Source organism: Ezakiella sp. (assembly GCF_034180565.1).
Classification (GTDB): Bacteria; Bacillota; Clostridia; order Tissierellales; family Peptoniphilaceae; genus Ezakiella.
Map to the genome: position 1 here is coordinate 174,249 of NZ_JAXFOB010000010.1, position 23,423 is coordinate 197,671.

The 23,423-nt window shown below is 38.1% G+C and carries 17 protein-coding genes and 1 pseudogene; 5 read left to right on the plus strand and 13 right to left on the minus strand.

The genetic code is table 11. From position 1 onward, the window contains the following. Positions 1 to 106: 106 nt before the first annotated feature. Positions 107 to 1,270 carry an alanine racemase gene (alr, locus tag SPI61_RS02680; RefSeq protein WP_321136593.1) on the minus strand — a complete coding sequence of 388 codons (1,164 nt, stop codon included), beginning with the start codon at positions 1,268 to 1,270 and terminating at the stop codon, positions 107 to 109. 101 nt (positions 1,271 to 1,371) lie between these two features. Here alr and SPI61_RS02685 point away from each other — a divergent pair, with 101 nt between their 5' ends. The 3 genes and pseudogenes from SPI61_RS02685 to SPI61_RS02695 all read left to right on the plus strand — a co-directional run bounded on the left by SPI61_RS02685 (position 1,372) and on the right by SPI61_RS02695 (position 3,704). Continuing rightward, the gene (locus SPI61_RS02685; protein ID WP_321136594.1) at positions 1,372 to 2,181 is read left to right on the plus strand and encodes a GNAT family N-acetyltransferase; all 810 of its coding nucleotides are present in this window, start codon (positions 1,372 to 1,374) and stop codon (positions 2,179 to 2,181) included. Next, positions 2,181 to 2,804: pseudogene (locus tag SPI61_RS02690) on the plus strand (DUF3841 domain-containing protein). Before SPI61_RS02685 ends, SPI61_RS02690 begins: the two are co-directional and overlap by 1 nt. Positions 2,805 to 3,023: 219 nt before the next feature. Further along, positions 3,024 to 3,704, plus strand: a complete 681-nt coding sequence (locus SPI61_RS02695) for a trimeric intracellular cation channel family protein (protein ID WP_321136595.1) — start codon at positions 3,024 to 3,026, stop codon at positions 3,702 to 3,704. A gap of 211 nt (positions 3,705 to 3,915) precedes the next feature. Here SPI61_RS02695 and uvrA read toward each other — a convergent pair whose 3' ends face one another. Both uvrA and uvrB read right to left on the minus strand, forming a co-directional pair. Further along, positions 3,916 to 6,738, minus strand: coding sequence for an excinuclease ABC subunit UvrA (gene uvrA, locus SPI61_RS02700; protein WP_321136596.1), 2,823 nt, complete (start codon positions 6,736 to 6,738; stop codon positions 3,916 to 3,918). A gap of 10 nt (positions 6,739 to 6,748) precedes the next feature. Continuing rightward, complete coding sequence (gene uvrB / locus SPI61_RS02705) at positions 6,749 to 8,725, minus strand: excinuclease ABC subunit UvrB (protein ID WP_321136597.1); 1,977 nt, start codon at positions 8,723 to 8,725, stop codon at positions 6,749 to 6,751. Between the two features lie 63 nt (positions 8,726 to 8,788). On the opposite strand from uvrB, the gene SPI61_RS02710 reads away from it, so the two are divergent. Further along, positions 8,789 to 10,234 (plus strand): hypothetical protein, encoded by a 1,446-nt coding sequence (locus SPI61_RS02710; RefSeq protein ID WP_321136598.1) that lies wholly within the window; start codon positions 8,789 to 8,791, stop codon positions 10,232 to 10,234. Between the two features lie 25 nt (positions 10,235 to 10,259). Here the strand turns inward: SPI61_RS02710 and SPI61_RS02715 are convergent, their stop codons facing one another. The 10 genes from SPI61_RS02715 to SPI61_RS02760 form a co-directional block, all read right to left on the minus strand. Next, complete coding sequence (locus SPI61_RS02715; RefSeq protein ID WP_321136599.1) at positions 10,260 to 11,771, minus strand: VanW family protein; 1,512 nt, start codon at positions 11,769 to 11,771, stop codon at positions 10,260 to 10,262. 55 nt (positions 11,772 to 11,826) lie between these two features. After that, on the minus strand, positions 11,827 to 12,957 hold the full coding sequence (locus tag SPI61_RS02720) for a type II secretion system F family protein (protein ID WP_321136600.1): 1,131 nt from the start codon (positions 12,955 to 12,957) through the stop codon (positions 11,827 to 11,829). Next, positions 12,947 to 14,254, minus strand: coding sequence for a GspE/PulE family protein (locus SPI61_RS02725; RefSeq protein ID WP_321136601.1), 1,308 nt, complete (start codon positions 14,252 to 14,254; stop codon positions 12,947 to 12,949). Before SPI61_RS02725 ends, SPI61_RS02720 begins: the two co-directional genes overlap by 11 nt. After that, positions 14,251 to 14,874, minus strand: coding sequence for a uridine kinase (udk, locus tag SPI61_RS02730; RefSeq protein ID WP_321136602.1), 624 nt, complete (start codon positions 14,872 to 14,874; stop codon positions 14,251 to 14,253). Before udk ends, SPI61_RS02725 begins: the two co-directional genes overlap by 4 nt. Further along, positions 14,874 to 16,082, minus strand: coding sequence for a U32 family peptidase (locus SPI61_RS02735; protein WP_321136603.1), 1,209 nt, complete (start codon positions 16,080 to 16,082; stop codon positions 14,874 to 14,876). Before SPI61_RS02735 ends, udk begins: the two co-directional genes overlap by 1 nt. Then, positions 16,082 to 17,116, minus strand: coding sequence for an endolytic transglycosylase MltG (gene mltG / locus SPI61_RS02740; RefSeq protein ID WP_321136604.1), 1,035 nt, complete (start codon positions 17,114 to 17,116; stop codon positions 16,082 to 16,084). Before mltG ends, SPI61_RS02735 begins: the two co-directional genes overlap by 1 nt. 8 nt (positions 17,117 to 17,124) lie before the next feature. Then, positions 17,125 to 17,625, minus strand: coding sequence for a QueT transporter family protein (locus tag SPI61_RS02745; protein ID WP_321136605.1), 501 nt, complete (start codon positions 17,623 to 17,625; stop codon positions 17,125 to 17,127). A 136-nt stretch (positions 17,626 to 17,761) separates the two neighbouring features. Beyond that, on the minus strand, positions 17,762 to 19,423 hold the full coding sequence (locus SPI61_RS02750; RefSeq protein ID WP_321136606.1) for a ribonuclease J: 1,662 nt from the start codon (positions 19,421 to 19,423) through the stop codon (positions 17,762 to 17,764). Positions 19,424 to 19,533: 110 nt separating this feature from the next. Continuing rightward, complete coding sequence (ruvX, locus tag SPI61_RS02755; protein WP_321136607.1) at positions 19,534 to 19,953, minus strand: Holliday junction resolvase RuvX; 420 nt, start codon at positions 19,951 to 19,953, stop codon at positions 19,534 to 19,536. Next, a complete protein-coding gene (locus SPI61_RS02760) occupies positions 19,946 to 20,182 on the minus strand; it encodes an IreB family regulatory phosphoprotein (protein ID WP_414601516.1) in 237 nt (78 codons plus the stop codon). The genes ruvX and SPI61_RS02760 overlap by 8 nt, the downstream gene beginning before the upstream one ends. A 249-nt stretch (positions 20,183 to 20,431) precedes the next feature. On the opposite strand from SPI61_RS02760, the gene SPI61_RS02765 reads away from it, so the two are divergent. Then, positions 20,432 to 23,404, plus strand: a complete 2,973-nt coding sequence (locus tag SPI61_RS02765; protein ID WP_321136609.1) for a PBP1A family penicillin-binding protein — start codon at positions 20,432 to 20,434, stop codon at positions 23,402 to 23,404. The last annotated feature ends 19 nt before the right edge of the window (positions 23,405 to 23,423 follow it).

Below are 23,423 nucleotides of genomic sequence, written 5' to 3' on the forward strand. Positions count from 1 at the left end.
GAGCGTGCATCGGTTGATGAAAATCGAATCTTCTTGTCAGTATTCTCTTTTCGAGTCCTATCTTCGAAAGATTCTCTTTTGTTTATTGAATCATTATTTTTATTCATTATAAATAGTTGATAATTTGAGAGATTTCGCCATCTTTGATATATACTCGAGGTATTCTGCGAGAAATAGAGCACATAACTTCATAGTGAATTGTTCCCATCATCTTTGCCATGTCAGTTAAATCGGTGTCATTTTTGTCGTGACCGAAAATAACAACTTCGTCACCAATCTTCACATCGTCTATGTCAGTAACATCGACCATAAATTGGTCCATGCAAATCGAGCCGATTGACGGAGCCTTCATGTCCTTCACAGTGACCATAAGCTTGTTCGACAAAAGCCTTGAAATTCCGTCGGCGTATCCGAGCGGAATTGTTGCGACCTTCGTGATTCTTCTTGTCACATACGAATGGCCGTAACTTATGCCGCTTCCCTCAGGCAAAACTTTTAAATTGCTTATAAGCGCTTTCAAAGTCATGAGCGGTCTCAAATCCATCTTGTGCGGAATGTCCGGATCCGGCAAATAGCCGTACATAATAATTCCGGGTCTAACATAATCCAAATCGTATTCAGGATAGTCAATAATCGCTCCCGAGTTTGAAATATGCCTTTTAATTTTCTTTCCGCTTGCAGATTCGATGCTGTTTACAAATGAATCGAAAATTTGATATTGCTTTCTCGTATTTCCTTGGTCATTTGGAACGTCAGCCGTTGCGAAGTGGCTGAAAATCCCTTCACAACTAATGTTCTCCATATCGAGAATCTTCAAAATTCTTTCAAATGCAACCGTTCCCGGTAAAAAACCGATTCTACTCATACCTGTGTCGACCTTTATATGAATCTTCGCTTTCTTTTTCAACTCCGCTGCACATTCGTCTATGAGTTTTGCCTGTTCATAGTCATAAACAGTCATATCCAAATCGTTTTCAATAGCGCCTTTAATTTCCGAATCCCTAATATAATTTAAAAGAAGTATTGGATCTGTGATTCCGGCCTTTCTTAGCTCAAGCCCTTCTGATAAAATCGAAACACAAAACCTATGAACTCCAAGCATGTTTAATTCACGAGCAACTGTAACGGCATCGTGGTTATAAGCATTCGCCTTTATAACCGCCATAATTTCGCTGCCCGGTTTTACACTTTCCTTAATAGTATGTATGTTGTGTTTCAGATTATCCAAATTTATCTCAAGCCAACATGGGCGTATCTCATCAAAATTCATCTTGCTCCTCCTTTCTTCATCACTAACTTGAATTATACCACATTTTATAATTTAATACAATTGTGGGTATAAAATAAATATCTAATAAATTGGAGGTAAATATGAGCACATTAAACGAAAAAATAAATTTTACAGTATTGATAGATAAAATGAAACAAATTGACAGACGAACGAAAATCATCGGCGTCGACAGGCGCGAAACCGATGCGGAACACTCCTTCTCAATCGCGCTCATGGCATATGTATTCAGAGATTATGCAAAAGACGTAAACTTGGAAAAGACAATGCTCATGCTCCTCGTTCACGACCTTGTTGAAATTTATGCGGGTGACACTTTTGCATATGATGTCGAAGGAAACAAGACAAAAAAAGATCGCGAAGAGCAAGCTTCCATAAAAGTTTTCTCCGAGCTTGGCGAAGACGGCGAATATTTAAGAGCGCTGTGGCACGAGTTTGATGCGATTGAAACCCCCGAAGCAAAATTTGCAAACGCAATGGACCGCGCACAACCGATTATAAATAATATATATAACGACGGCGGCACTTGGAACGAGTTCCATGTAAAATGGTCGCAACTGATGAAAAGAATGAAACCTATAAAAGAATTCAACTCTGAAATTTTTGAATACTTGGCCGTAAATGCAAAACCGTATTTCAGCAGAAACGGAATGCTCATCGATGACAACGACGAAATGTTTTTCATAGGCGATGAAAAAAATCCAATAGCAAAACTTGTCTATAAAGAAGATGCCGACAGTTTTTCGATTTTGGAAGTTTTTGTCGAAGAGTCACACAGAAATCAAGGCATCGCAAAAGAGCTTGTGCTCGAAGCGAAGTCTTATGCGGATTTTCACAAAAAGGAAATAATACCGATTTGTCCATACGCGAAAAAAGTATTGGAAACAAAATAATGACCGAATATGTAAACTTGTACACAAGACAACATGAAAACAGTCTGTACGAGCTTGAGCGCGAGGGCATAATCAGAAATAAAAAGCTATATGTCGAGCTTCATATGCGAGATATTTCGGATTTCTTTTTGGAAAAATATGATTTATTTGTTCAAATGGCGTAGCAAAAAGTGCCCCGCCCATCCGGAATAAACTACCCTATTTGGTGCAGTGTTTCGAAAAACAACTGCTTAAAACCCATCGACAAAGAAGTGGTCTATGCTTTAACTGTTCCGAAAAACGAAGTCATATATTTCGATGGTGCAAAATGGGATTATGTCTTAAACAATCTCTACATCCCGACTAACGAAGATGATGAAAAACGATTTAAAAAACTTCTCGAGGAAAATAAAATCGAACAAACTTTCGACCTCTTCAGCAACAAATACATCGGTGCGTTTGACGATATAAAAAAAGAAATCACTGAAAGTTGGAAAAGAATTTTCGAAATCACCGACCGCTCCGAATTTGTTGTGCAAGCAAACCTCTGGCATATAAAAAAAGAATGGATTAAGCACATCATCCATCCCGGCGACGACTTCTTTAAAATCGTCTCAGATATGGAGGAAACTTGGAAGGAATAATATACAACCGGGTTTAAACTAAAAATTTAAACCCGGTTTTTTATTCGCAACTTACAACAAAAATGCTAAACTCTTACACAAACAATAAAAATTTGCATATCTTTCTTATAAACATATACAAAATCATTGACATTTCACAGATACATACTATAATATATAATTAAATAAAATTGCAAGCGAAATTTTAAACCGTTTGTGATGATTACAAAGGAGGGCGCAATGAACTTCGACAAATTTTACTATATTCTCGAAATTATCGGAACTATAGCATTTGCTTCATCCGGCGCGATGATTGCGATAAGAAAGGGCATGGACGTTTTCGGAATCATAGTTCTTTCAATCATAACCGCTGTCGGCGGCGGGATTTTCAGAGACCTCGTCCTCGGCATAAATCCACCGACCGCTTTTATAAAAACAACATACACAACAGTTTCTGTAATTTCCGCTATAATCGTCATAATAATATACAAACTCATTGACAAAAAGAAATTTCTAAATATGAATTTTCTTCTAACTTATGTAAAAATAATCTCCATCCTCGACGCTATCGGCCTTGGCATATTTACAATGAGTGGGGTTAACCTCGCATGGAAAATGGCATATGGCAGCAACAGATATCTTCTTATATTCGTCGGAATGACAACAGGATGCGGCGGAGGTGTTGTTAGAGACCTCTGTGCAGGTGCAATCCCGATTATATTTACGAAAAATACAATCTACGCAATGGCGTCTCTTCTCGGCGCAGTCGCGTTCATATTTTCGAGACAATATATAAGACACCACTATGCATACCTCTTGGGAGTCATAGTCGTAATTGTGGTTCGCCTTCTCTCAATGAAATATAGATGGAGCCTTCCGGATGTTCGAAGTGACCTTATAGAAGACGGTCCTAACCAATAAAAAACAGCTATTGAATTTTCAAATAGCTGTTTTTTGTTATCTGATTTGCAATTGTTTTATAGAATTTCGCAAATTTTTTACATTTTTTTATTTCTCATCTTCTTTTTCTTTTTTTATAAGTCCCAAAATTGTCAAAAATAGAACTATTTCGCCTGCAATCCACAATATCAATGAGCCTTTATATTTATCGCTTTTTTTATCCATTTTATCCCTACTTTTTCTTTAAGATTTTCTTTAAAAATTGTCCTGTGTAACTCTTTTTCACTTTCGCAACTTCTTCAGGAGTTCCGGTTGCAACAACTTCACCGCCACCGTCTCCTCCGTCGGGACCAAGGTCCACAATGTAGTCGCAAGATTTTATCACGTCGAGATTATGCTCGATTACGACAACTGTGTTTCCACCTTCGCAAAGTCTTTGAAGCACTTGAATCAATTTTCTGACGTCTTCGCTATGAAGACCTGTCGTCGGCTCATCGAGTATATAAATTGTTTTTCCGGTTGCGCGCTTCGAAAGCTCAGTTGCAAGTTTTACACGTTGCGCCTCGCCTCCCGAAAGTTGCGTGCTCGATTGACCGAGTTTTATATATCCGAGTCCTACATCATTCAGTGTTTCAAGTTTTCTAGAGATTGTCTGATGGTTTTCAAAAAATTCGCACGCTTCACTCACATTCATATCCAAAACATCGGAAATATTTTTTCCCTTGTATGTGATTGCAAGCGTTTCACGATTATATCTTTCGCCCTTACAAACTTCACACGGAACGTACACGTCAGGAAGAAAGTGCATTTCAACTTTTATTATTCCGTCGCCTTTGCACGCTTCGCATCTTCCGCCCTTGACGTTAAAACTGAATCTGCCCTTTTGGTAACCCTTAGCTTTTGCAGCCGGCGTCATCGCGAAAATATCTCTTATCCCGTCAAACACGCCCGTGTATGTTGCAGGGTTTGAGCGCGGTGTTCGTCCGATCGGACTTTGGTCGATGACAACAACTTTGTCAAGTGGACTGTCGTATGTCACGCCGCCTGATTTACCCGGTTTTATTTTTGAACGATTGATTTCTTTTGCAAGATTTTTATATAGAATTTCATTCACAAGCGTTGACTTTCCTGAACCGGAAACACCGGTAACCGCCGTCATAACTCCAATCGGAATGTCGACATTTATATTTTTTAGATTATTCTCAGCCGCTTTCTTAATGTGTATGAATCCTCTTTCTTCCTTTCGTCTTTCCTTCGGCACATCGATTTTCATTCTGCCCGAAAGATAGTTGCCCGTTATAGAATTTTTGTTTTTCGAAACTTCCTCCGGCGTTCCGAATGCAACCACCTCTCCTCCGTGGATCCCGGCTCCCGGACCGATATCGAGGAGATAGTCGCTCGCTCTCATTGTGTCTTCGTCATGTTCAACAACAATAACAGTGTTTCCTACGTCTGTCAGCTCCCGCAAAGTTGCAATCAACTTTTCGTTGTCCTTTTGATGAAGCCCGATTGACGGTTCGTCGAGAACATAAGTAACGCCGACAAGTTTTGAGCCGATTTGCGTTGCTAGCCTTATTCTTTGGCTCTCTCCTCCCGAAAGTGTTCCCGCCATTCTCGAAAGAGTTAAATACGAAAGCCCGACCGCATTAAGAAAGCTAAGTCTCTCTTTTATTTCTTTTAGAATTTCTTCCGCAATCACATTTTCAGTATCCGTTAACTCGAGCTTTTCAAAAAATTCAATTTCTTTTCCAACGTCGAGATCCGTAAGCTCCGCAATATTAAGTCCGCCAACTGTGACAGATAGTGCATTTTCGTTTAACCTTGCACCGTGACATTTCGGACATGGAATATTTTCTATATATTCTCCGATGCTTTCTTGCACATATTCACTTGTGGAATTGTCAAATCTGTATTGTAGATTTTCTATAACGCCTTCCCACGGGCGATTGTATGTCTTCACTCTGCCCTTACTGAATCCGGACTTCGCCGAAAATTTTATATTGTAGTCCGTTCCATAAAGAAGGTCGTCCATAAATTCTTTCGGTGCATCCTTTATCGGCTTTTCAATCGAAAATCCGTGTTTTTCAGCAATCGCTCTAAACATCGACAGATAGTATCCGTTTGTGTCTGTGCTGTAAACGCCGATTGCTCCCTCTTTTATCGAAAGCTCTTTGTTCGGAATGACAAGACCTTCGTCAATTTGTCTGAAAAATCCGAGTCCGTTACATTTATCGCACATACCCATCGGGTTGTTGAAAGAGAATAGACGCGTAGAAATTTCTTCAATTGCAATTCCGCAATCTATACATGCAAAATTTTCCGAAAACGGAATGTCTTCATCGTCTGTTCTCACAATAACATATCCGTTTGTGAGTTTTAGTGCCGCTTCCATAGAATCTACAAGCCGTTTTTCGATATTGTCTCTGACGATAAGTCTGTCTACAACAACTTCGATTGTGTGTTTCTTTGTCTTTTGAAGCTTCGGCACTTCCTCAATCATATACATTTCGCCGTCTACATATAGTCTCACATATCCGTCGCGCTTTATATCTTCCAAAACAGTTTTAAATTCGCCTTTTTTATCCTTTACAATTGGAGCGACAATTCGAATCCTCGTACCTTCTTCAAGTTGCATGATTCTGTCAATCATTTGGTCAATCGATTGTTTTTCTATAAGCTTTCCACACTTGGGACAATGCGCCTTTCCGATTCTTGCGTAAAGAAGTCTCAAATAATCGTAAATTTCCGTGACAGTACCAACTGTTGAACGCGGATTGTTTGAGGTCGTCTTTTGGTCAATCGAAATTGCCGGACTAAGTCCCCCGATAAATTCCACCGCCGGTTTTGTCATATTTCCAAGAAATTGTCTTGCATATGAAGACAAACTCTCGACATATCGCCTTTGTCCTTCAGCATAAATCGTGTCGAAAGCAAGGCTGCTCTTTCCTGAGCCCGAAAGCCCGGTTATAACAGTCATCTTGTTTCTTGGAATATTTATATTTATATTTTTCAGATTATTTTCGTGTGCCCCTCTTATTTCAATATAATCTTCCATATTACCTCTCTTATCTCTTCTTTTTATCCAATTGATTTTGGAATTTTTTCATTTCATCTCTAAAGTTTGCCGCTGCTTCGAAATCCAAACGTTCAGCCGCTTCGAGCATTCTCGCCTTGAGTTCACGTACAATGTTTTCAAGTTCTTCAGCCGAAAGTTCCGAATCCTTTTTCTTCGGCGCCTTTTTGTCATCTTTCAAGATTCCGATGACTTCTCTTATATCTTTAACAATTGATTTCGGAGTGATATTGTGTTCTTTATTGTATTCTTCTTGAATTTTTCTCCTCTTTTCCGTAATTTCAATTGTGTTCTTCATTGAATCCGTAATTCTGTCGGCATACATAACAACTTCGCCGTGTGCATTTCTTGCCGCTCTTCCAACTGTTTGAATGAGCGAAGTTTCGGACCTTAGGAATCCTTCTTTGTCCGCATCGAGGATTGCAACAAGCGAAACCTCCGGCAAGTCGAGTCCCTCACGAAGAAGATTTATCCCGACCAGCACATCAATTTCTCCGGTTCTTAAATCCTTTATAATTTTCATTCTATCGATTGTCTCGGTGTCGGAGTGCATATAGCTCACCTTTATACCAAGTTCTTCCAAATAGTCCGTCAAGTCTTCCGCCATTTTTTTCGTGAGCGTCGTTATGAGAACTCTTTCATTTTTCTCAATTCTGTCACGAATTCTTTCCAAGAGATCATCGATTTGATTTTTAATAGGTCGGACAATAATCTTCGGGTCCAAAAGTCCCGTCGGTCTTAGAATTTGCTCTGCAATCACTTCGGACTTTTCCTGTTCATACGGACCCGGTGTCGCCGAAACAAATAAAATATGTTTTATGAGCGATTGGAACTCGTCAAAGTTTAACGGTCTGTTATCAAGTGCCGAAGGAAGTCTGAAGCCGTAGTCAACAAGCGTCTGCTTCCTAGAGCGGTCACCCGCATACATTCCTCGAACCTGTGGAATCGTTACGTGTGATTCGTCGGCGATTATTAGAAAATCTTCCGGAAAATAGTCGATCAATGTGTACGGTCTTGAGCCCGGACGTCTTCCCGACATGTGCCTCGAGTAGTTTTCTATGCCCGAACAAAATCCGATTTCTCTAAGCATTTCGAGGTCATATCTCGTTCTTTGCTCGAGCCTTTCGGCATATAAAAGATGGTCCTGGTCTCTAAGCTCTTTAAGTCTGCTTTCAAGTTCTTCCTCGATTGTAACGATTGCGCGTTTAACTTTTCTGTCGGTCGTAGCAAAGTGAGAAGCCGGGAATATCGAAGCGTGCCTCATCTCTCCCAAAATTTCTCCGGTCATACTGTTTATTTCCGTAATTCTTTCGATTTCATCTCCAAAGAATTCAACGCGAATCGAGTTTTCGCTCTCGCTTGCCGGAAAAATTTCCAAAACATCTCCGCGAACTCTAAATGTGCCGCGAATAAAGTTAATATCATTTCTGATATATTGAATTGCAATAAGTTCTTCGATTACCTTGTCGCGATCCTTTCGCATTCCCGGTCTCAAAGAAACCATAAGGCTGATGTAATCCTCAGGGTCCCCCAAACCGTATATGCAAGAAACCGATGCGACGATTATTACGTCTTTTCTTTCAAAAAGCGCCGCCGTCGCCGAGTGGCGCAGCTTATCTATCTCGTCGTTTATTGCGGAGTCCTTTGCAATATATGTGTCAGTTGACGGAACATACGCCTCCGGTTGATAATAGTCATAATAACTTACAAAATATTCTACACTGTTTTCCGGAAAAAAATCTCTGAGTTCCATGCACAGTTGGTACGCAAGCGTTTTGTTGTGTGCAATTACAAGCGTCGGCAGCTGCGTCTTTTCGATTATATTTGCCATTGTAAAAGTCTTTCCGGAACCCGTAACGCCCTTTAATGTTTGAAATTTATTACCCGAATTTATCGAATTTGCTAATTTTTCAACAGCTTCGGGTTGGTCTCCCGTCATTTTAAATTTTGAATGTAATTTAAAGTCCATATTTTCCCTTTCCAATCTTGTATAACTTAAACATTTAATATAAAATATAAATGAGGTGTTTAAATGAAAAAACTTAAATATTTTTTAATTTATATAATCATAATTTTTCTTTCCGGTTGCAAGTTTTTAATAAAAGACGAACCGAAAAGCGGAGTAAATTATGTACCGCTCGATTATAAAGTCGACTCGATAAACTATATTACAAATGTGGATTCAAACGAGCTCACAACAAGGCTGAATCATATCGACGACTCCAACTACAAGCTCAGCATTTTTGCGCCTCTAACAAACTGTGACGAAATTGTTGTGGAAAATGTAAAAGTGAACAATTACGAGATTAATGTCACTCTCGATTCAGCGAAAATTACAAAAAGCGATGTGAAAAAGCCAATCATAACACTTTCACTCACAGGTCTAAATCCATATAAAAACAGCGAATACAAAGTTCATGTTGACACAAAATATGACCGTATAAATCTTTGGCTCACTCGCGACGAGGCCTTCAAAATTTTAAAAGCTGAAGAATTTGTCACGCCATGCTCACCAATTTACACAGACATTTTAAAAAACGGAAACTCTATTTTTTGGAAACTCGGCTTTTATGAAATAAACAGCGAATCAAAGAGTCCCATAAGATATACCGAGGCGATTATAAACGATAGAACAAGAGAGCTTTTGAACGTCAATTCTATCGATATGTCAAAACCAATTTTAAACGGTACCCTAATTTCAAGTTTAGACAAAAATAATTTTTTGTATGAAGAAGAAAACAAGCTCCATATTTATAATATACCCCATAATACAAGTAAAACACTTGACATTAGTATTACAGATAATTGCGCGTTTTCAACCGATTTTATTAATAACGAGATTGCGATTAGCTTTGCAGATAATAATTTTGCAATTGTCGACAAGTTCCATAATATCAGAAATTTAAAAGCCGATTTGAACGCCGATGTAAAATTCTTCGGGCTTTATAGTGGCAACTTGTACATTGTAGGAGCCGACAACGTCATTTATAAATTTGACGGCAAAAACATCGAAGAGATTTACACCTCCGACGAAGAAATCACAGGGCTCTCAGTGGGCAAAGAAATCACCTTCTCTGCAATTGATAAATTCGGTGAAGAAAATATTTTTATACTAAACCAAAACGGAAAAAAGTTTATATCGAAAGGTAGTGCTCCGAAGATTAACGACGACAGAATTCTTTTTAAAATGCCGAAAAGCGGAAAAAGTGTAGACCTTTTCAGCTACAATCTCTCAACCGGTCTTCTTTTAAAGGTGTACACCGGAACAAGCGTCACATACAACCGAAGCGGAACGGATGAATTTAAAATCTTTGATAACGAAGAAGCGTATTTCAATGCGTACAAGCTTTCAGACGACAATCTTACTTATATTTGTCCACTAAAAGAATCTAATATTTCGGACAGTGCCGGCAGTACATTTTTTACAAACTATGACGGCAAAATTTATATATTAAATTTAAAAAATCAAACCAAATAGCAAGAGCACCTGCAAAGGTGCTCTTTTATTGCAACAAATCAATTGTTTCAACGGGTTCTTCTTCAGGTATGTCTTCCAAATCAGTCGGCTGTGCATCCGGTGTTTTTTCCTTTGTACCAACCAAGACAACTTGATCGCTCTTAGGATAGTAGCTCTTCATATAAGGCACTTCCTTTATAAGCTTTCCGCCGCTTTTATAAACTTTATAGGATTGATATCTGTATCCCGTTCTACCTTTTTTAATGACTTTTGTTTCGCCGACAAACAGCTCATCGCTCTTTTTCTCTTGCGTTTCAAAAGGAATCTCTTCAATACATTTTGAATACATCTCAACCGTATAATTCTTTTTATTTGTATCTCCGTAAATTGTAAATGTTATTATATTCTTCGCCAGATTTACACTGCTTGTAATGGCGATTGGGAAATCAAAGTTGTTTGTGAACTTCAAATCCTTAGCGCCGACCCAAACCGCACCGTCTTCTCCATATGGAACATATGGTGCCGGAATTGAGTGCGGATGTCTTTCGGTTATTGTAACGTCACTTCGAACAAGTGCATTGTACAAAGTTGTCGACGTTTGGCATAGTCCACCTCCAAGCGCATCTGTATAGACGCCGCCTTGAATTGTACTTGCCGGCTTATATCCGTTTGCCGCTGTTATAGGTCCCATTTTTTCATTGAAACTTACACTTTCACCCGGCATGACGACTATATTCGAAATTCTCTTTGCCGAAAGAACAATATTTGCATTTCTTCCCGCAGTTCCTCTTCCGAGATTCGATGTAAAAGTTCCGATAACGCCGTTTACACGAGCAATTGAGTCTTTATTTACGGACGGTTCAATCGTCTTTGTGTTCGTCTCGAATGAAACGTCGCTGTTTTCATCGATTGCTTTTTTTATATTTGTATTTAGAAGCGAAAGAAGTTCTTCCTTGTCCACTTCTTTGCCGCTCTTGCTTTCGCCGACTTGAAGTTTCCCGTCGACAAAAGTGACGTCAGAATTTGTGGAAACAACGTTCATATTTTCACTGATTGTATTCACAAAACCCTTGACCTTTTCCTCGTCAACACTTAAATTCAACTCAATATTTTCTTTATTCTCTTTTAAATCGTTTATTTTATTAAATCTTTCTTCTTCTGTTCCACCTCTACCAATTTGATATGCTCTATCTATCGCATCTTCAAAGCTCGGATTTAAGCCAAGTTCCGCAAGCGTTTTTGTCGCACTGCTATCGTCGATATGAACCACAACTTTTCTTTCACCGAGAGTTGAAAATTTATCATTCAGCTTTGTAGTAGCCTCGCTTTTTGAAAGACCTGAAACATCGACTCCACCAATTGAGATGCCGTCATATATGACTTCTTTCGCCAATGTTTCCCGAACAAGGATTTCATGTTCTTCCTGTTCGAGTCTTTTAGCTTCTTCCTCCTGTTTAATTTTTTGCTTATTCGTATAATCTTTATAAATATAAAAACCGCCACCGGCAAGCAAAATTATAATAATGCCTATAATAAAACCTTTTAAAAATCTGTTCAATTAATAATTCCTCCGTATAATAACCATAATTATATTTTACCCCAAATTACACTTATTATTCAATATATCCCATGCTGAAAATCGGCATCATTATTCCTAGAGCAATGATTGCAACAAGGATTCCGATAAAACTAATCATTATTGGTCCGATGAGTTTTAAAATTCCGTCAAGTCGATTTTTGTAGCTTTTTTCGTAAAACGTCATAAGTTTATAAGTCGTCTCGCTAACCACGTCTTCCCTGTTCAAACTTATCAGCATTGAGCGTGAAAGTGGAGAGAATATCATATTAAACTCGGGAATCTCGGCAATTGTTTCGCCGAATCTTATTTGAGCTATGATGTCACCGATAGTCTTTTTTATAAAAATATCCGTTTCTTCATTGTAGATAAACTTCAATGTGTCTTCAAAATTTCCCTGATACTTATAAATGATGCTAAATTTTTTGAAAAACAAATATTGAAATTTATCTCTGTACAATCCTTTAAAAAGTCCCTTATTGTACATAAATTTTCTCAAATTGTATTCTGCGATCGGTTTTTTTATCATCAAAAGTTTAAACGATAAATAAATGGCAAGGATAATCAAAATAATTTTTATTCCATATGACGCCAAAATATTGGAAAGTCCAAATGCAACATTTGAAATAAACGGAAGTGTTGCTCCGAAATCACTCAAAACATCTAAAAATACGGGTGCCACAAATTTTGAAATAAAAATCAAAAGCGCAAGTCCCATCACTAAAAGAAATGTCGGATAATAAAGCGCCTTTTTTATTTTTGTCGAGATGTCCTCTTCGTATTCTATATAATCCGAAACATTTTGGAGTATTTCGGAAATATCTCCGCTGTCTTCACCGATTTTTAAAAATGAAATTATAAACGAATCAACATTGTAGTGGTTTGCAACCGATTCCGAAAACGGAACTCCATTTTTTAACTCGTCTAACATCTCCTTTGCTTTCTTTCTGTCCACATTAAAATTGTCACTCTCGGAAATGAGTTCAAATGCATCCACAAGATTCATCCCTTCGTTCGTCAAGAGTTGAAGCAATTTGAACAAATTGAGCGGAGAATCTTTGCTTTTAAAAATCGGCTTTTTGATATAGTGTTTCGACTTTACGCCTTTTTCAACGGAAATGCCACCCTTGAATTTTTCATTTCCTCTATCCACATATCTATAAATCATTTTCGACCTCAAAAGTCTTCAAATCGATTTTACCGTTTTTTAGATGATCTAAAAGTGATTCTTCAAAATTCATTATAGTTTTTACTTCCCCGTTTTCTATAATATTGACTTCGAAAATTCCGATTCTTCCCTTGTAGCCGTCATCGCATCTTCCACATCCAACAGCTTCATAAACACTATCAATACCTTTTTCTTTTAACCATCCGGGCGCCTCGACTTTTCTTTTGCAATCCTCGCAAAGAGTCTTTACAAGTCTTTGATTTATAACTGTTTTTAACGCTTCATCCATAAGATTTTCTTTTATATTTAAGTCCAAAATTCTATCGAATGTAGAATTTATATCCTTTGTATGAAGTGTTGAAAATACAATGTGCCCCGTGATTGCGGACCTAAATGCTACCTCCGCCGTTTCTTCATCCCTTATTTCGCCGATGTACAAAATGTCCGGGTCCTGTCTCAAAATCGCCCTCAAAAGTTTGTGGAAAGTTCTGTCACGCTTGTTGTTCACTTCGAGCTGCGTGATGTTTTCATTTTTATACTCAATCGGGTCCTCGATCGAAATGATATTCTTTTTGTCCGAATTGATTTTTTTAATAATTCCATGAAGCGTAGTATTCTTTCCCGAGCCGGTCGGTCCGCAAATAAGATGTATGCCCGCTTTTTGCGCCCTGTTTAAAATAAATTCCGCAATTTCTTTCTTGAGTCCCAAAGTTTTTAAATCGAGCCCCTCGACGCTTCTTTGAAGCAAACGAAAAACAATCTTCTCTCCGTTAAGCGCCGGAACGGAACTAACCCTTATCATAAATCCTTTGTATTCAAAAGAACTCTCTTGAATTTCTCTATTCATCGTATCGAGTCCGGCCTTAACTTTGATTTTATTTATAATATTTTCGCAATTTTGATTCGATTGATAAATCGTAACAAGGTCGCCGTCGATTCTAAATCTTATAAGCATAAATCCGGACTTTGGCTCAACGTGAACATCCGTTGCTTTAAGTCTTATCGCTTCGTCAAGAATTTTTTCAAACTCCGGAATTCTTCCGATGTCGTAGTTTTCATCGACGAGATATACATAATCTCCCTCAATTTCCTTTAAAATCTCGAGATCCTCGGCAGTCGGATTGTAGGTTAAAATCAAAAATTTGTTTCCATCAATAATTTTTTCAACATAAACTTTAAAGTTTACACTTTTTATATTGCCGCCGCCCGTGTTTAATTCCTTTAAATAAAAAGAGCCTTTTGAACCAGCTCCTGATAATTCAAGCGAGTTTATAAACTCATCAATCCTTTTTATCATAAGTGTTTAAAAGTCTCCTTAATTTTTGCATTCAAAATATTTATTGCCACTTCATTTTTCCCACCTTCTGGAATAATGATGTCGGCAAATCTTTTCGTCGGTTCAACAAAATTTATATTGGTCGGTTTAACCACAGAAATATATTCGAGAATAATTTTTTCAAGTGGCATTGATTTTCCCTTTGTATCTCTGATAATCCTTCTTATGAGACGAATGTCCGAATCGGTGTCAATAAAAACTTTTATGTCAAATAAATCTCTTAATTTCTTTTCATAAAGAATGAGACTTCCTTCAACAATTATAATGTCCTTTGGAGTTATGGTTTGAAAATTATCGGTTCTTTCGAGTGTCACAAAATCGAAAGAAGGAATCGATACATCATTTCCAAGCGCCAAATCCTTTAAAATTCTGACTAAATAATCAAAATCATAACTATCCGGATGTTCAAAATTGAGCTTTTTCCTTTCATCAAAATTCATCGACGAAAAATCTTTTACAAATGAATTTTGCTCAATTATTTGTACTTTGTTTTCTCCGTTAATAGATTTCAACTTTTCCGAAATCGTGCTTTTTCCTGAACCGGCACCGCCGGCGATACCAATAATCAACGGCTTTCTCATTACTCCTCCACCTGTCTTATATAAAAACCTTCGGACGCATCTTTGTCATACAAAAAGCTGTAAACTGTTTGCGGCACATTTGCCCTTTCGACATGTTTATCCTCTTCGTTTCTCAAATCTTTAACTTCTACAACTTCATCACCTTCCGGTCCCATAACCGAAACTGTTTCGCCTTCGTTTAATCCATTCTTTAAAGTAAAATAGATTCTGCCATCCTTTGCTTCGTGAACTTCACCTTTAAATGTGCTCTTCGGAATTGCGACCTGATTGTTGTTGTATTGTCCGTCCTCCATCGGATTTCCAAAATAAAATCCGGATGTGAACGGTCTGTGCGAACTCGATATAACTTCCTTGTCGAGCGTTTCGTCAAATTTATAATTTCCCGGGTCCTTCAAATATGAGTCAATCGCACGTCTGTATGCCCTTACAACCGTTGCGATATAATATGCACTTTTGACGCGGCCTTCAATCTTTAATGACGTTATTCCCGCTTCAATCAATTTTTCAACAAAAGATATTGTTTTCATATCCTTTGAGTTCATAATATATGTTCCACCTTCGGTTTCCTCAATCGGGAAATACTCGCCCGGTCTCTTCTCTTCCATCAAATAGTATTTATATCTGCACGGATGAGCACAGTCGCCCTTGTTCGGATCTCTTCCGGTCATATATGAACTCATGAGGCATCTTCCCGAATAACTCATGCACATTGCGCCGTGGCAAAAAGCTTCGAGCTCCATTTCAGGAGCGATATTTTTTCTGATTGTTGTAATCTCTTCAAGAGAAAGTTCCCTTGCAAGCACGACGCGGCTCGCTCCCATTTTGTGCCAAAAATTTATAGTGTTTGAATTTGTCACGGAGCCTTGCGTTGAAATGTGAATTTGAAGATTGCTGTTTTCTTTTACCAGCGAAAAAACTCCCGGGTCCGAAACTATAACCGCATGAACCCCGATTTCGTCCAAAAACTTTATATAGTCAACCATTCCCTCAAAGTCGCCTTCGTGTGGAATTATATTTAATGTGACATATATTTTTTTATTGTTTTTATTTGCAAATTCTACAGCCTCTTTCAAATCGTCTCTTGTAAAATTTGTCGCAGCTTTTCTTAAACCGAATTCTATTCCGCCTATGTAACAGGCGTCCGCCCCGTACATGAAAGCAGTTTTCATGCGGGACAGATCGCCTGCCGGTGCCAATAATTCTATCATTACTTCATATTCTCCTTCGCCTTTAAATGATCTTCGTAAGTCGATGTGAAAGTATGTGAACCGTCATCACCGGTCAAAACAAAGAACAAATAATCAGTTTGAGCAGGATTTATCGCAGCTTCAATTGACTTCATACCAGGTGAAGCAATCGGTGCCGGCGGCAATCCTTCGTTTATATATGTGTTGTACGGCGAATCTATTTGCGTTTCTTCATTTGTGAGTTTAGCTTTTCTTTCGCCCAAAATAAATTGTACCGTAGCGCACGATTGAAGACGCATACCTTGAGCGATTCTGTTGTAGAATACGCTTGCTGCAAGCGGTCTTTCGTCATCCACTTTGATTTCTCTTTCGATAATTGATGCAAGTGTAATCATCTTTGTAAAGGAAAGTCCATTGAAGTCGTCTCTATCAAGATATTCCCCCATTCTGTCCTGGAATGCTTTAAGCATTTGCTTTGTAATGTCAACTTCAGTCGCACCTGAAGGAATATCATAAGTCGCAGGGAATAAATATCCTTCAAGGCTTTCGCCTTCGTTCAACTTTTGAAGCCATGGAAAATCAGCAATATAGTCTGCTGCGGATGCGGTTGCATTTAAAAATGCTTCCTTTGAACCCAAACCTTGTTCTTCAATTCTTTCAGCTATAAGTTTTCTTTCAAAGCCTTCCGGTATGACAAGTTTTGTTGTTTCAACAACATCTTCACTTTTTTCGGATGTTATAACTCCAATAATCTCATCCGCCGACATTGACCTCGACAGTGTAAATTCTCCCGTTTTTATTTCGGTTTCCTTGCCGAGTTTTTGAACTCTCGATTTAAAGAAAGTCCCGTTTTTAATCAAATTATTATCATATAGTATCGACGCAACTTTACCCAATGAGCTGCCGCTCGGAATTTCTATTTGAATCTCTGATGTATCGTTTTTATCAACAGGTTCGTACATTCCACCAAAAAATGATCTGTAGAGATAATAACCTCCACCGACAATCAGTAATAACACTAACAAACTGATTATAGTCTTTGCTTTATTGTTCATTAAACCACCTAAAATCTCTTATAAAATTTAGAATGTTCGTAGACATAGTTGATAACTGAACCAAAAATGACTACGCTTATAGCTTCTCCTCCCATAAGCGTCAAAACAGTTGTCCAATAAGGAATATTTGTGAAGTAGCTTACCCAAATACTTACAATGAATCCATTTAAAAGTATAGGCGGGAAAAAAGCCATTATTCTATTCTTGCTCTTTTTAGTGAAGTATGCGGCTAAAAGAGTCACTAAAGAACCACATACTACGTCGATAATCCCAAATCCGGATTGAAATACAAGGATGATATTACTTATCAAACATCCTATAAAGAGACCCGGAACTGCAGCGGCTTCTAGAAATGGTAAAACTGTAAGCCCTTCAGCAAGTCTCAATTGTACCGGACCATATGTGAGTGCAGCTGCAGGAATCATTTGAATTACCACAAGCACCACATACATCGCAGCTATCAAAGCCGCTTTTGTTAAATACTTCGTGTCAGTAAATTTGTTTGCCATTTTTTACCCTCCAAATTTCGGTGTGACACGGTAGATTTGACTGAATATTTTATCGTCGAACTAATTTTATTTTAATTCGACGCCACTATTAAATTAAATTTAAATCGCTACATTCTCATACAAATTACCGTGTGAATTACACCTCTGTAAATATTGTGAGAATCATAGGATTTCTCTTTATTCTATCATAGATAAACTTTCTAAGTTCATCTCTAATAGTGGTTTTCATGAAGTTCCAATCTTGAACTCCGTCGCGCTCAAGCTTTGCAACAATTTGTCTTACCTTTTGTAGAGAACTTTCCATAATGTCTTCGTTTTCTTTGACATAAACAAATCCCCTGCTTATAATATCAGGTCCTGCAATAACTTTGCCCGTTTCTTCCGACAGCGTTAGAACAACGCAGATGAGTCCGTCTTCGGAGAGATGCTTTCTGTCTCTTAAAACGACATTACCGACATCCCCGACTCCAAGTCCGTCAACCATAATAGATCCGTTTGGAACAGAGCCCGTGCATTTAAACGACCTCTTCGTGAGCTCCATAACATCTCCGTTCTTCTGTATGAAAATATTCTCCTTTGCCATTCCCATGCTTTGTGCAAGGTTTGCATGTGTTTTTTGATGCCTTATTTCACCGTGAACCGGCATAAAATATTTAGGCTTCAAAAGACTGTGAATAAGTTTTAACTCCTCTTGACATGCGTGACCTGAAACGTGAATATTTGCAAGTTTTTCATAAATAACCGTTGCGTCTTTTTCCATCAATTTATTAATAACGCCACCAATATCAAGTTCATTTCCCGGAATCGGGTTTGCACTGATGATAACAGTGTCTTTATTTGTGAGCTTAATCTTTTTGTGCATATCATATGCAATTCTTGTAAGAGCGCTCATCGGCTCCCCTTGTGAGCCTGTCATTATTAAACACACTTTATTCGGCGGATATTGGTGAACTTGATTTATGTCCACCAAAGTTTTTTCCTTAACTTTTAAATATCCAAGCTCTCTTGCAGTGTTTACAACATTTAACATGCTTCTTCCGGAAAGCGCAACAAATCTTTCGTACTTTTCTGCAGCCATAATAATTTGTTGAACGCGGTGTACATTTGACGCAAATGTCGCAACCAAAATTCTTCCCGATGCCTTTGCGAAAAGATCATTAAATGTTTCACCGATAGTGCTTTCGGAAAGTGTGTAACCCGGTCTTTCAACATTTGTAGAGTCACATAAAAGAAGCGAAACTCCCTTGTTTCCAAGTTCCGCCAATTTATTCAAATCCGTTCTGACCCCGTCGATCGGAGTGTAGTCGATTTTAAAGTCGCCTGTTTGAACAACAGTTCCAACCGGTGTGTGAATTGCAAGCATTGCCGAGTCCGGAATGGAGTGGCTGCATGCGATAAATTCAACTTTAAAAGGTCCAACGCTTACTGTTTCGCCGTATTCAACATCTTGCAATTTTAACGGCATATTAAATTCTTTAATTTTGTTTTTTATCAAAGCGTTTGTGAGCTTTGTTCCATAAACAGGAGCGTTAAACTTGTCTACAACATATGGAATTGCTCCAATGTGGTCTTCGTGACCATGCGTAATAAAAAATCCCTTTACCTTTTCCCTGTTCTTCTCAAGATAACTGACGTCAGGTATTACAATGTCAATACCCGGCATCTCATCGCCCGGAAAAGTCATTCCGCAATCTACTACTATAATATTATCTTTATATTCGTATGCAGTTATGTTTTTGCCTATTTCACCAAGGCCTCCGAGAGGTATTATCTTAAGAGAATTCATGTTTTTTGTCATAATTATAACCTCTTTCTTATAAATTTATTAAAATAAATCGGTATTAGCTTACCGTTTAATTTCAGTTTTCAAAATTTTTTGCACACAAAAACTAAAGCTTATTTATAAGCTTACGAATTGTGTTTTTTTAAATATATCTCCAGAATATATGACGCAGCAAGCGCATCTTCCGCGCCTTTTTGTTTGCCACGTTTTACATTTAAAAATTTCAGAGTATCGTTTGCCATCTTTGTGGTATATCTTTCGTCCACAAACTCGGTTTTCATTCCCGTTTCTTTATACAAAAATTTGACAAAAGTCATTACAACGGAAGCTTGTTTGGACCTGTTGCCTTCCATATCGAGCGGCATTCCCGCTACCAATGTGTCCACGTTTCTTTCTTCCATTATCTTTTTTATTTTTTCGGCGTCCTCTTTTTTGGAGCCTCTTTTAATTGTGCCTATAGGTATTGCAAATGTTCCCGTCGGGTCGCTCACCGCAAGACCGACGGAACTCTCTCCAATGTCCATGCTCAAAATTCTATTATTCATCAAGTTTCAAATACTCTTTTAACATCGCTTCCAATAACTCGTCTCTTTCCATTTTTATAACGATGCTTCTCGCATTGTTGTGACTTGTTATATATGTCGGGTCGCCTGAAAGAATATATCCGATAATTTGATTTACAGGATCATAGCCTTTTTCCAAAAGTGCATTGTAAACATATTCAATGATTTCGCGCGGCTTCATATCGTTGTCCTTATTAAGATTAAATTGCATTGTTTTATCAAAATCATTATTATTCATTCTTTGACCCTCCTTGTGGATATTTCTGTACTTAAAACATTATAACATTTTTTTCATTATATGTCCACCTTTTGTACATAAAAATATTCCGTTTGAGTTATTATATCTTATTTATACACATAAATGATTCTTTTAAATTTACGTTTGTATTACAGTTTCTCAAATGTTTTCGTTTTTTTAGAAAATATGATATAATATTATAGATTATGAAAGGAGAACTGTATGCGACATCGAAATAAAGTTTTTACCATTTCAAAGCTTGTTCGATATTTTATATATATAAGTTTAATCGTAGTAGTTGTTTTCGGAACGTTGTTCGCACTTGCCGGAATACGAATTATGTCACAAGTCGAGGACATCGACCCTCGAATAGTCAATATGGACTTAAATGAAACTTCTACGATATATGATCAAGACGGAAACTTAATTGAAAAAATAGCGACAGCTGAATATCGTACAATGATAACTGTACAAGATATGCCTAAAAATTTAAAAAACGCTTTCATAGCTATCGAAGACGAAAGATTTTTGGATCACGTCGGAATTGACCCTAAAGGGATTCTGGCTTCATTATATGAAGCATATAAAACAGGTGACTCTGCAAGAGGTGCAAGTACAATCACTCAACAACTTGTTAAAAACACATTTTTAACCCCTGCAAGAACGCTTGAAAGAAAGCTTAAAGAAATTGAAATTTCCATCAAGCTTGAAAAGATGCTTACAAAGGACCAAATTCTTGAAGCTTATTTAAACAGGGTAAGTATGGGACAAAATGCTTACGGCGTTGAAGAAGCAGCTCAGACATATTTCAACAAACACGCCAAAGATTTGGATCTTGTCGAATGTGCAATGCTTGCTTCAGTTGTAAAAAACCCTAACATTTATCCTCCGTTTTACAGAGTTGCGCCAAGCAATTTTGATTCTGAAAAAATGGAAAAAGTTGGCACAATCGACCTTTTAGGTCAAACATATATACTGGTTTATAATCCGACAAATGAAAACCGTGCAAATGCTGTTTTAAGAAAGATGCACGAACTCGGATTAATCACAAACGAAGAATATGATGTAGCAAAAAATGTTGACAAAAAAGCTCTACTAAAACCTGCAGAAAAGAAAGAAAATCAAATTACAAACTATTTTGCAGACTATGTAAAGGAAAGAGTTGTAGAAGATCTTCAAGATAAATTCGGTTGGACAAAGTCGAGAGCACAAGACGAGCTTTTCTACGGTGGTCTCAAAATTTATTCTACAATCAACATGAAACTCCAACAACAAGTTGAAGACGACTACAAGAGATTCAATGAAATCCTCGTAGGTGACACCACAAACCTTAGAGCTCCACTACTTCTCGATATGACGGTCGACCAATACGGAAACATCATCGACAGTAAAAACAGACTTGTATTTTTAAATAGAAATAATGTTTTGAATAATGAGGGTCTGATTTATCTTGCCGACACTGAATACAAATTTGCCGACAACGGCGATTTGATGATTAAGTCCGTAAAAATGGTTCCTTATCCTTCGAATGTTGATGTGCTGGATTTCTATACTATCGACGAAAATAAAAACCTTTTGACGCACACAATTGGAAGTCTTCCAATCAAAAAAGATGACTTCAATATGGAAAACGGTTGGATTCGAATAAATAAAAAAGCGCTTGATGAAAATCCTGAACTCTACCAAATCAAGGACGGTTTATTGGTCTTTAACGAAGGACAAATTTTTATTAATAAAAACGGAATTGTTCAACCTCAAAGCTCGACAATTATTATCGACTACAAAAAAGGTCACATAATTGCTATGGCGGGCGGACGTGACGTCGACGGAAGACGTATTTTTAACAGAGCTACAAACTCGGAAAGACAACCGGGATCTGCAATAAAGCCTGTGGGTGTATATCTCGAAGCGCTCGACAACGGCTACACCGCAGGAAGTGCAATAGACGACGTTCCGTTTAACTTAAACGGCAATCCGTGGCCGAACAACTGGTACTCCGGCTACAAGGGAATCACATCCCTTAGATATGCAGTTGAACAATCTATAAATACAAGTGCAGTCCACACTTTAAACAGTCTCGGTGTCAAAAATGTTATTCCGTATCTTGAAAAGATGGGAATAATAAATAAGGACCATCCTGAAAGAGACACATTTGTGACCGAAGCGGAAAATGCAAAATACAATGACGAGAACTCCTCTGCTCTCGCTCTTGGCGGTATGACAAAGGGCTTGAGTCCACTTACACTTGCAAGTGCATACACTGCAATTGCAAACGAAGGAGTTTATGTTAAACCTAGTCCTTATACAAAAGTTATAGACAAAGACGGTGCGACAATTTTGGAATACAAACCGGAAGGCGTTCGCGTTGTAAGTGAGCAAACGGCTTATATTATGAAAGATATTTTGAGAACTGTCGTTTCAAATGGACTTGGTAAAGCTGCAAAAGTTCCAAATCAAGTTACAGCCGGTAAGACCGGTACAACCCAATACACTGCAGACTTGTGGTTTGTCGGATTCACAGACTACTATCTCGGAGCAACTTGGATCGGAAGCGACACTCCTCGAATCACTATGAATAAAAACTCTATGATTGCGGCTCAAATGTGGGAAAATATTATGGAAAAGGCGCACGAAGGTCTTGCTCCGGTAAATGAATTCAAGATGCCTGACGGCATTGTTAAGGCTCAAATTTGTACGCAGTCCGGCAAAGCTCCGACCGGGCTTTGTGGAGGAGACCCGCGTGGAGTTGTAAAAACAGAACTATTTGTTAAGGGCACCGAACCTAAAACCCCTTGTGACATCCACATCGAAGCGAAGGTTTGCGAAGAATCAGGTCTCCTTGCAAATCCTTACTGCCCGATTGATCACGTAAGATCCAGAGTCTTTATTAACAGAAAACCGCAATATGTGCCAAGCGCTCACAACGGCATCGTCCCTTCAGATTGGGGATACTCATATCCGCGAGGATATTGTGACCTACACAACGAAAATACTCAAAGTGAAGGTGGAGAAACTTCAGACTTGTTCGACCCGGATATCGAAACCGGCGACGATGAAACAAATAAAGATAATAAGGATAAAAACTCAACAAAACCGAAGGAAAACAAAAAGCCGAATGATACTGTAGTTCCGAAGGAAGATCAAAAACCTGATGTTAATGAAAACACGGGCGGAACAATCGATTTGTTTAACTAGACGAAAAGAAGCGAATATG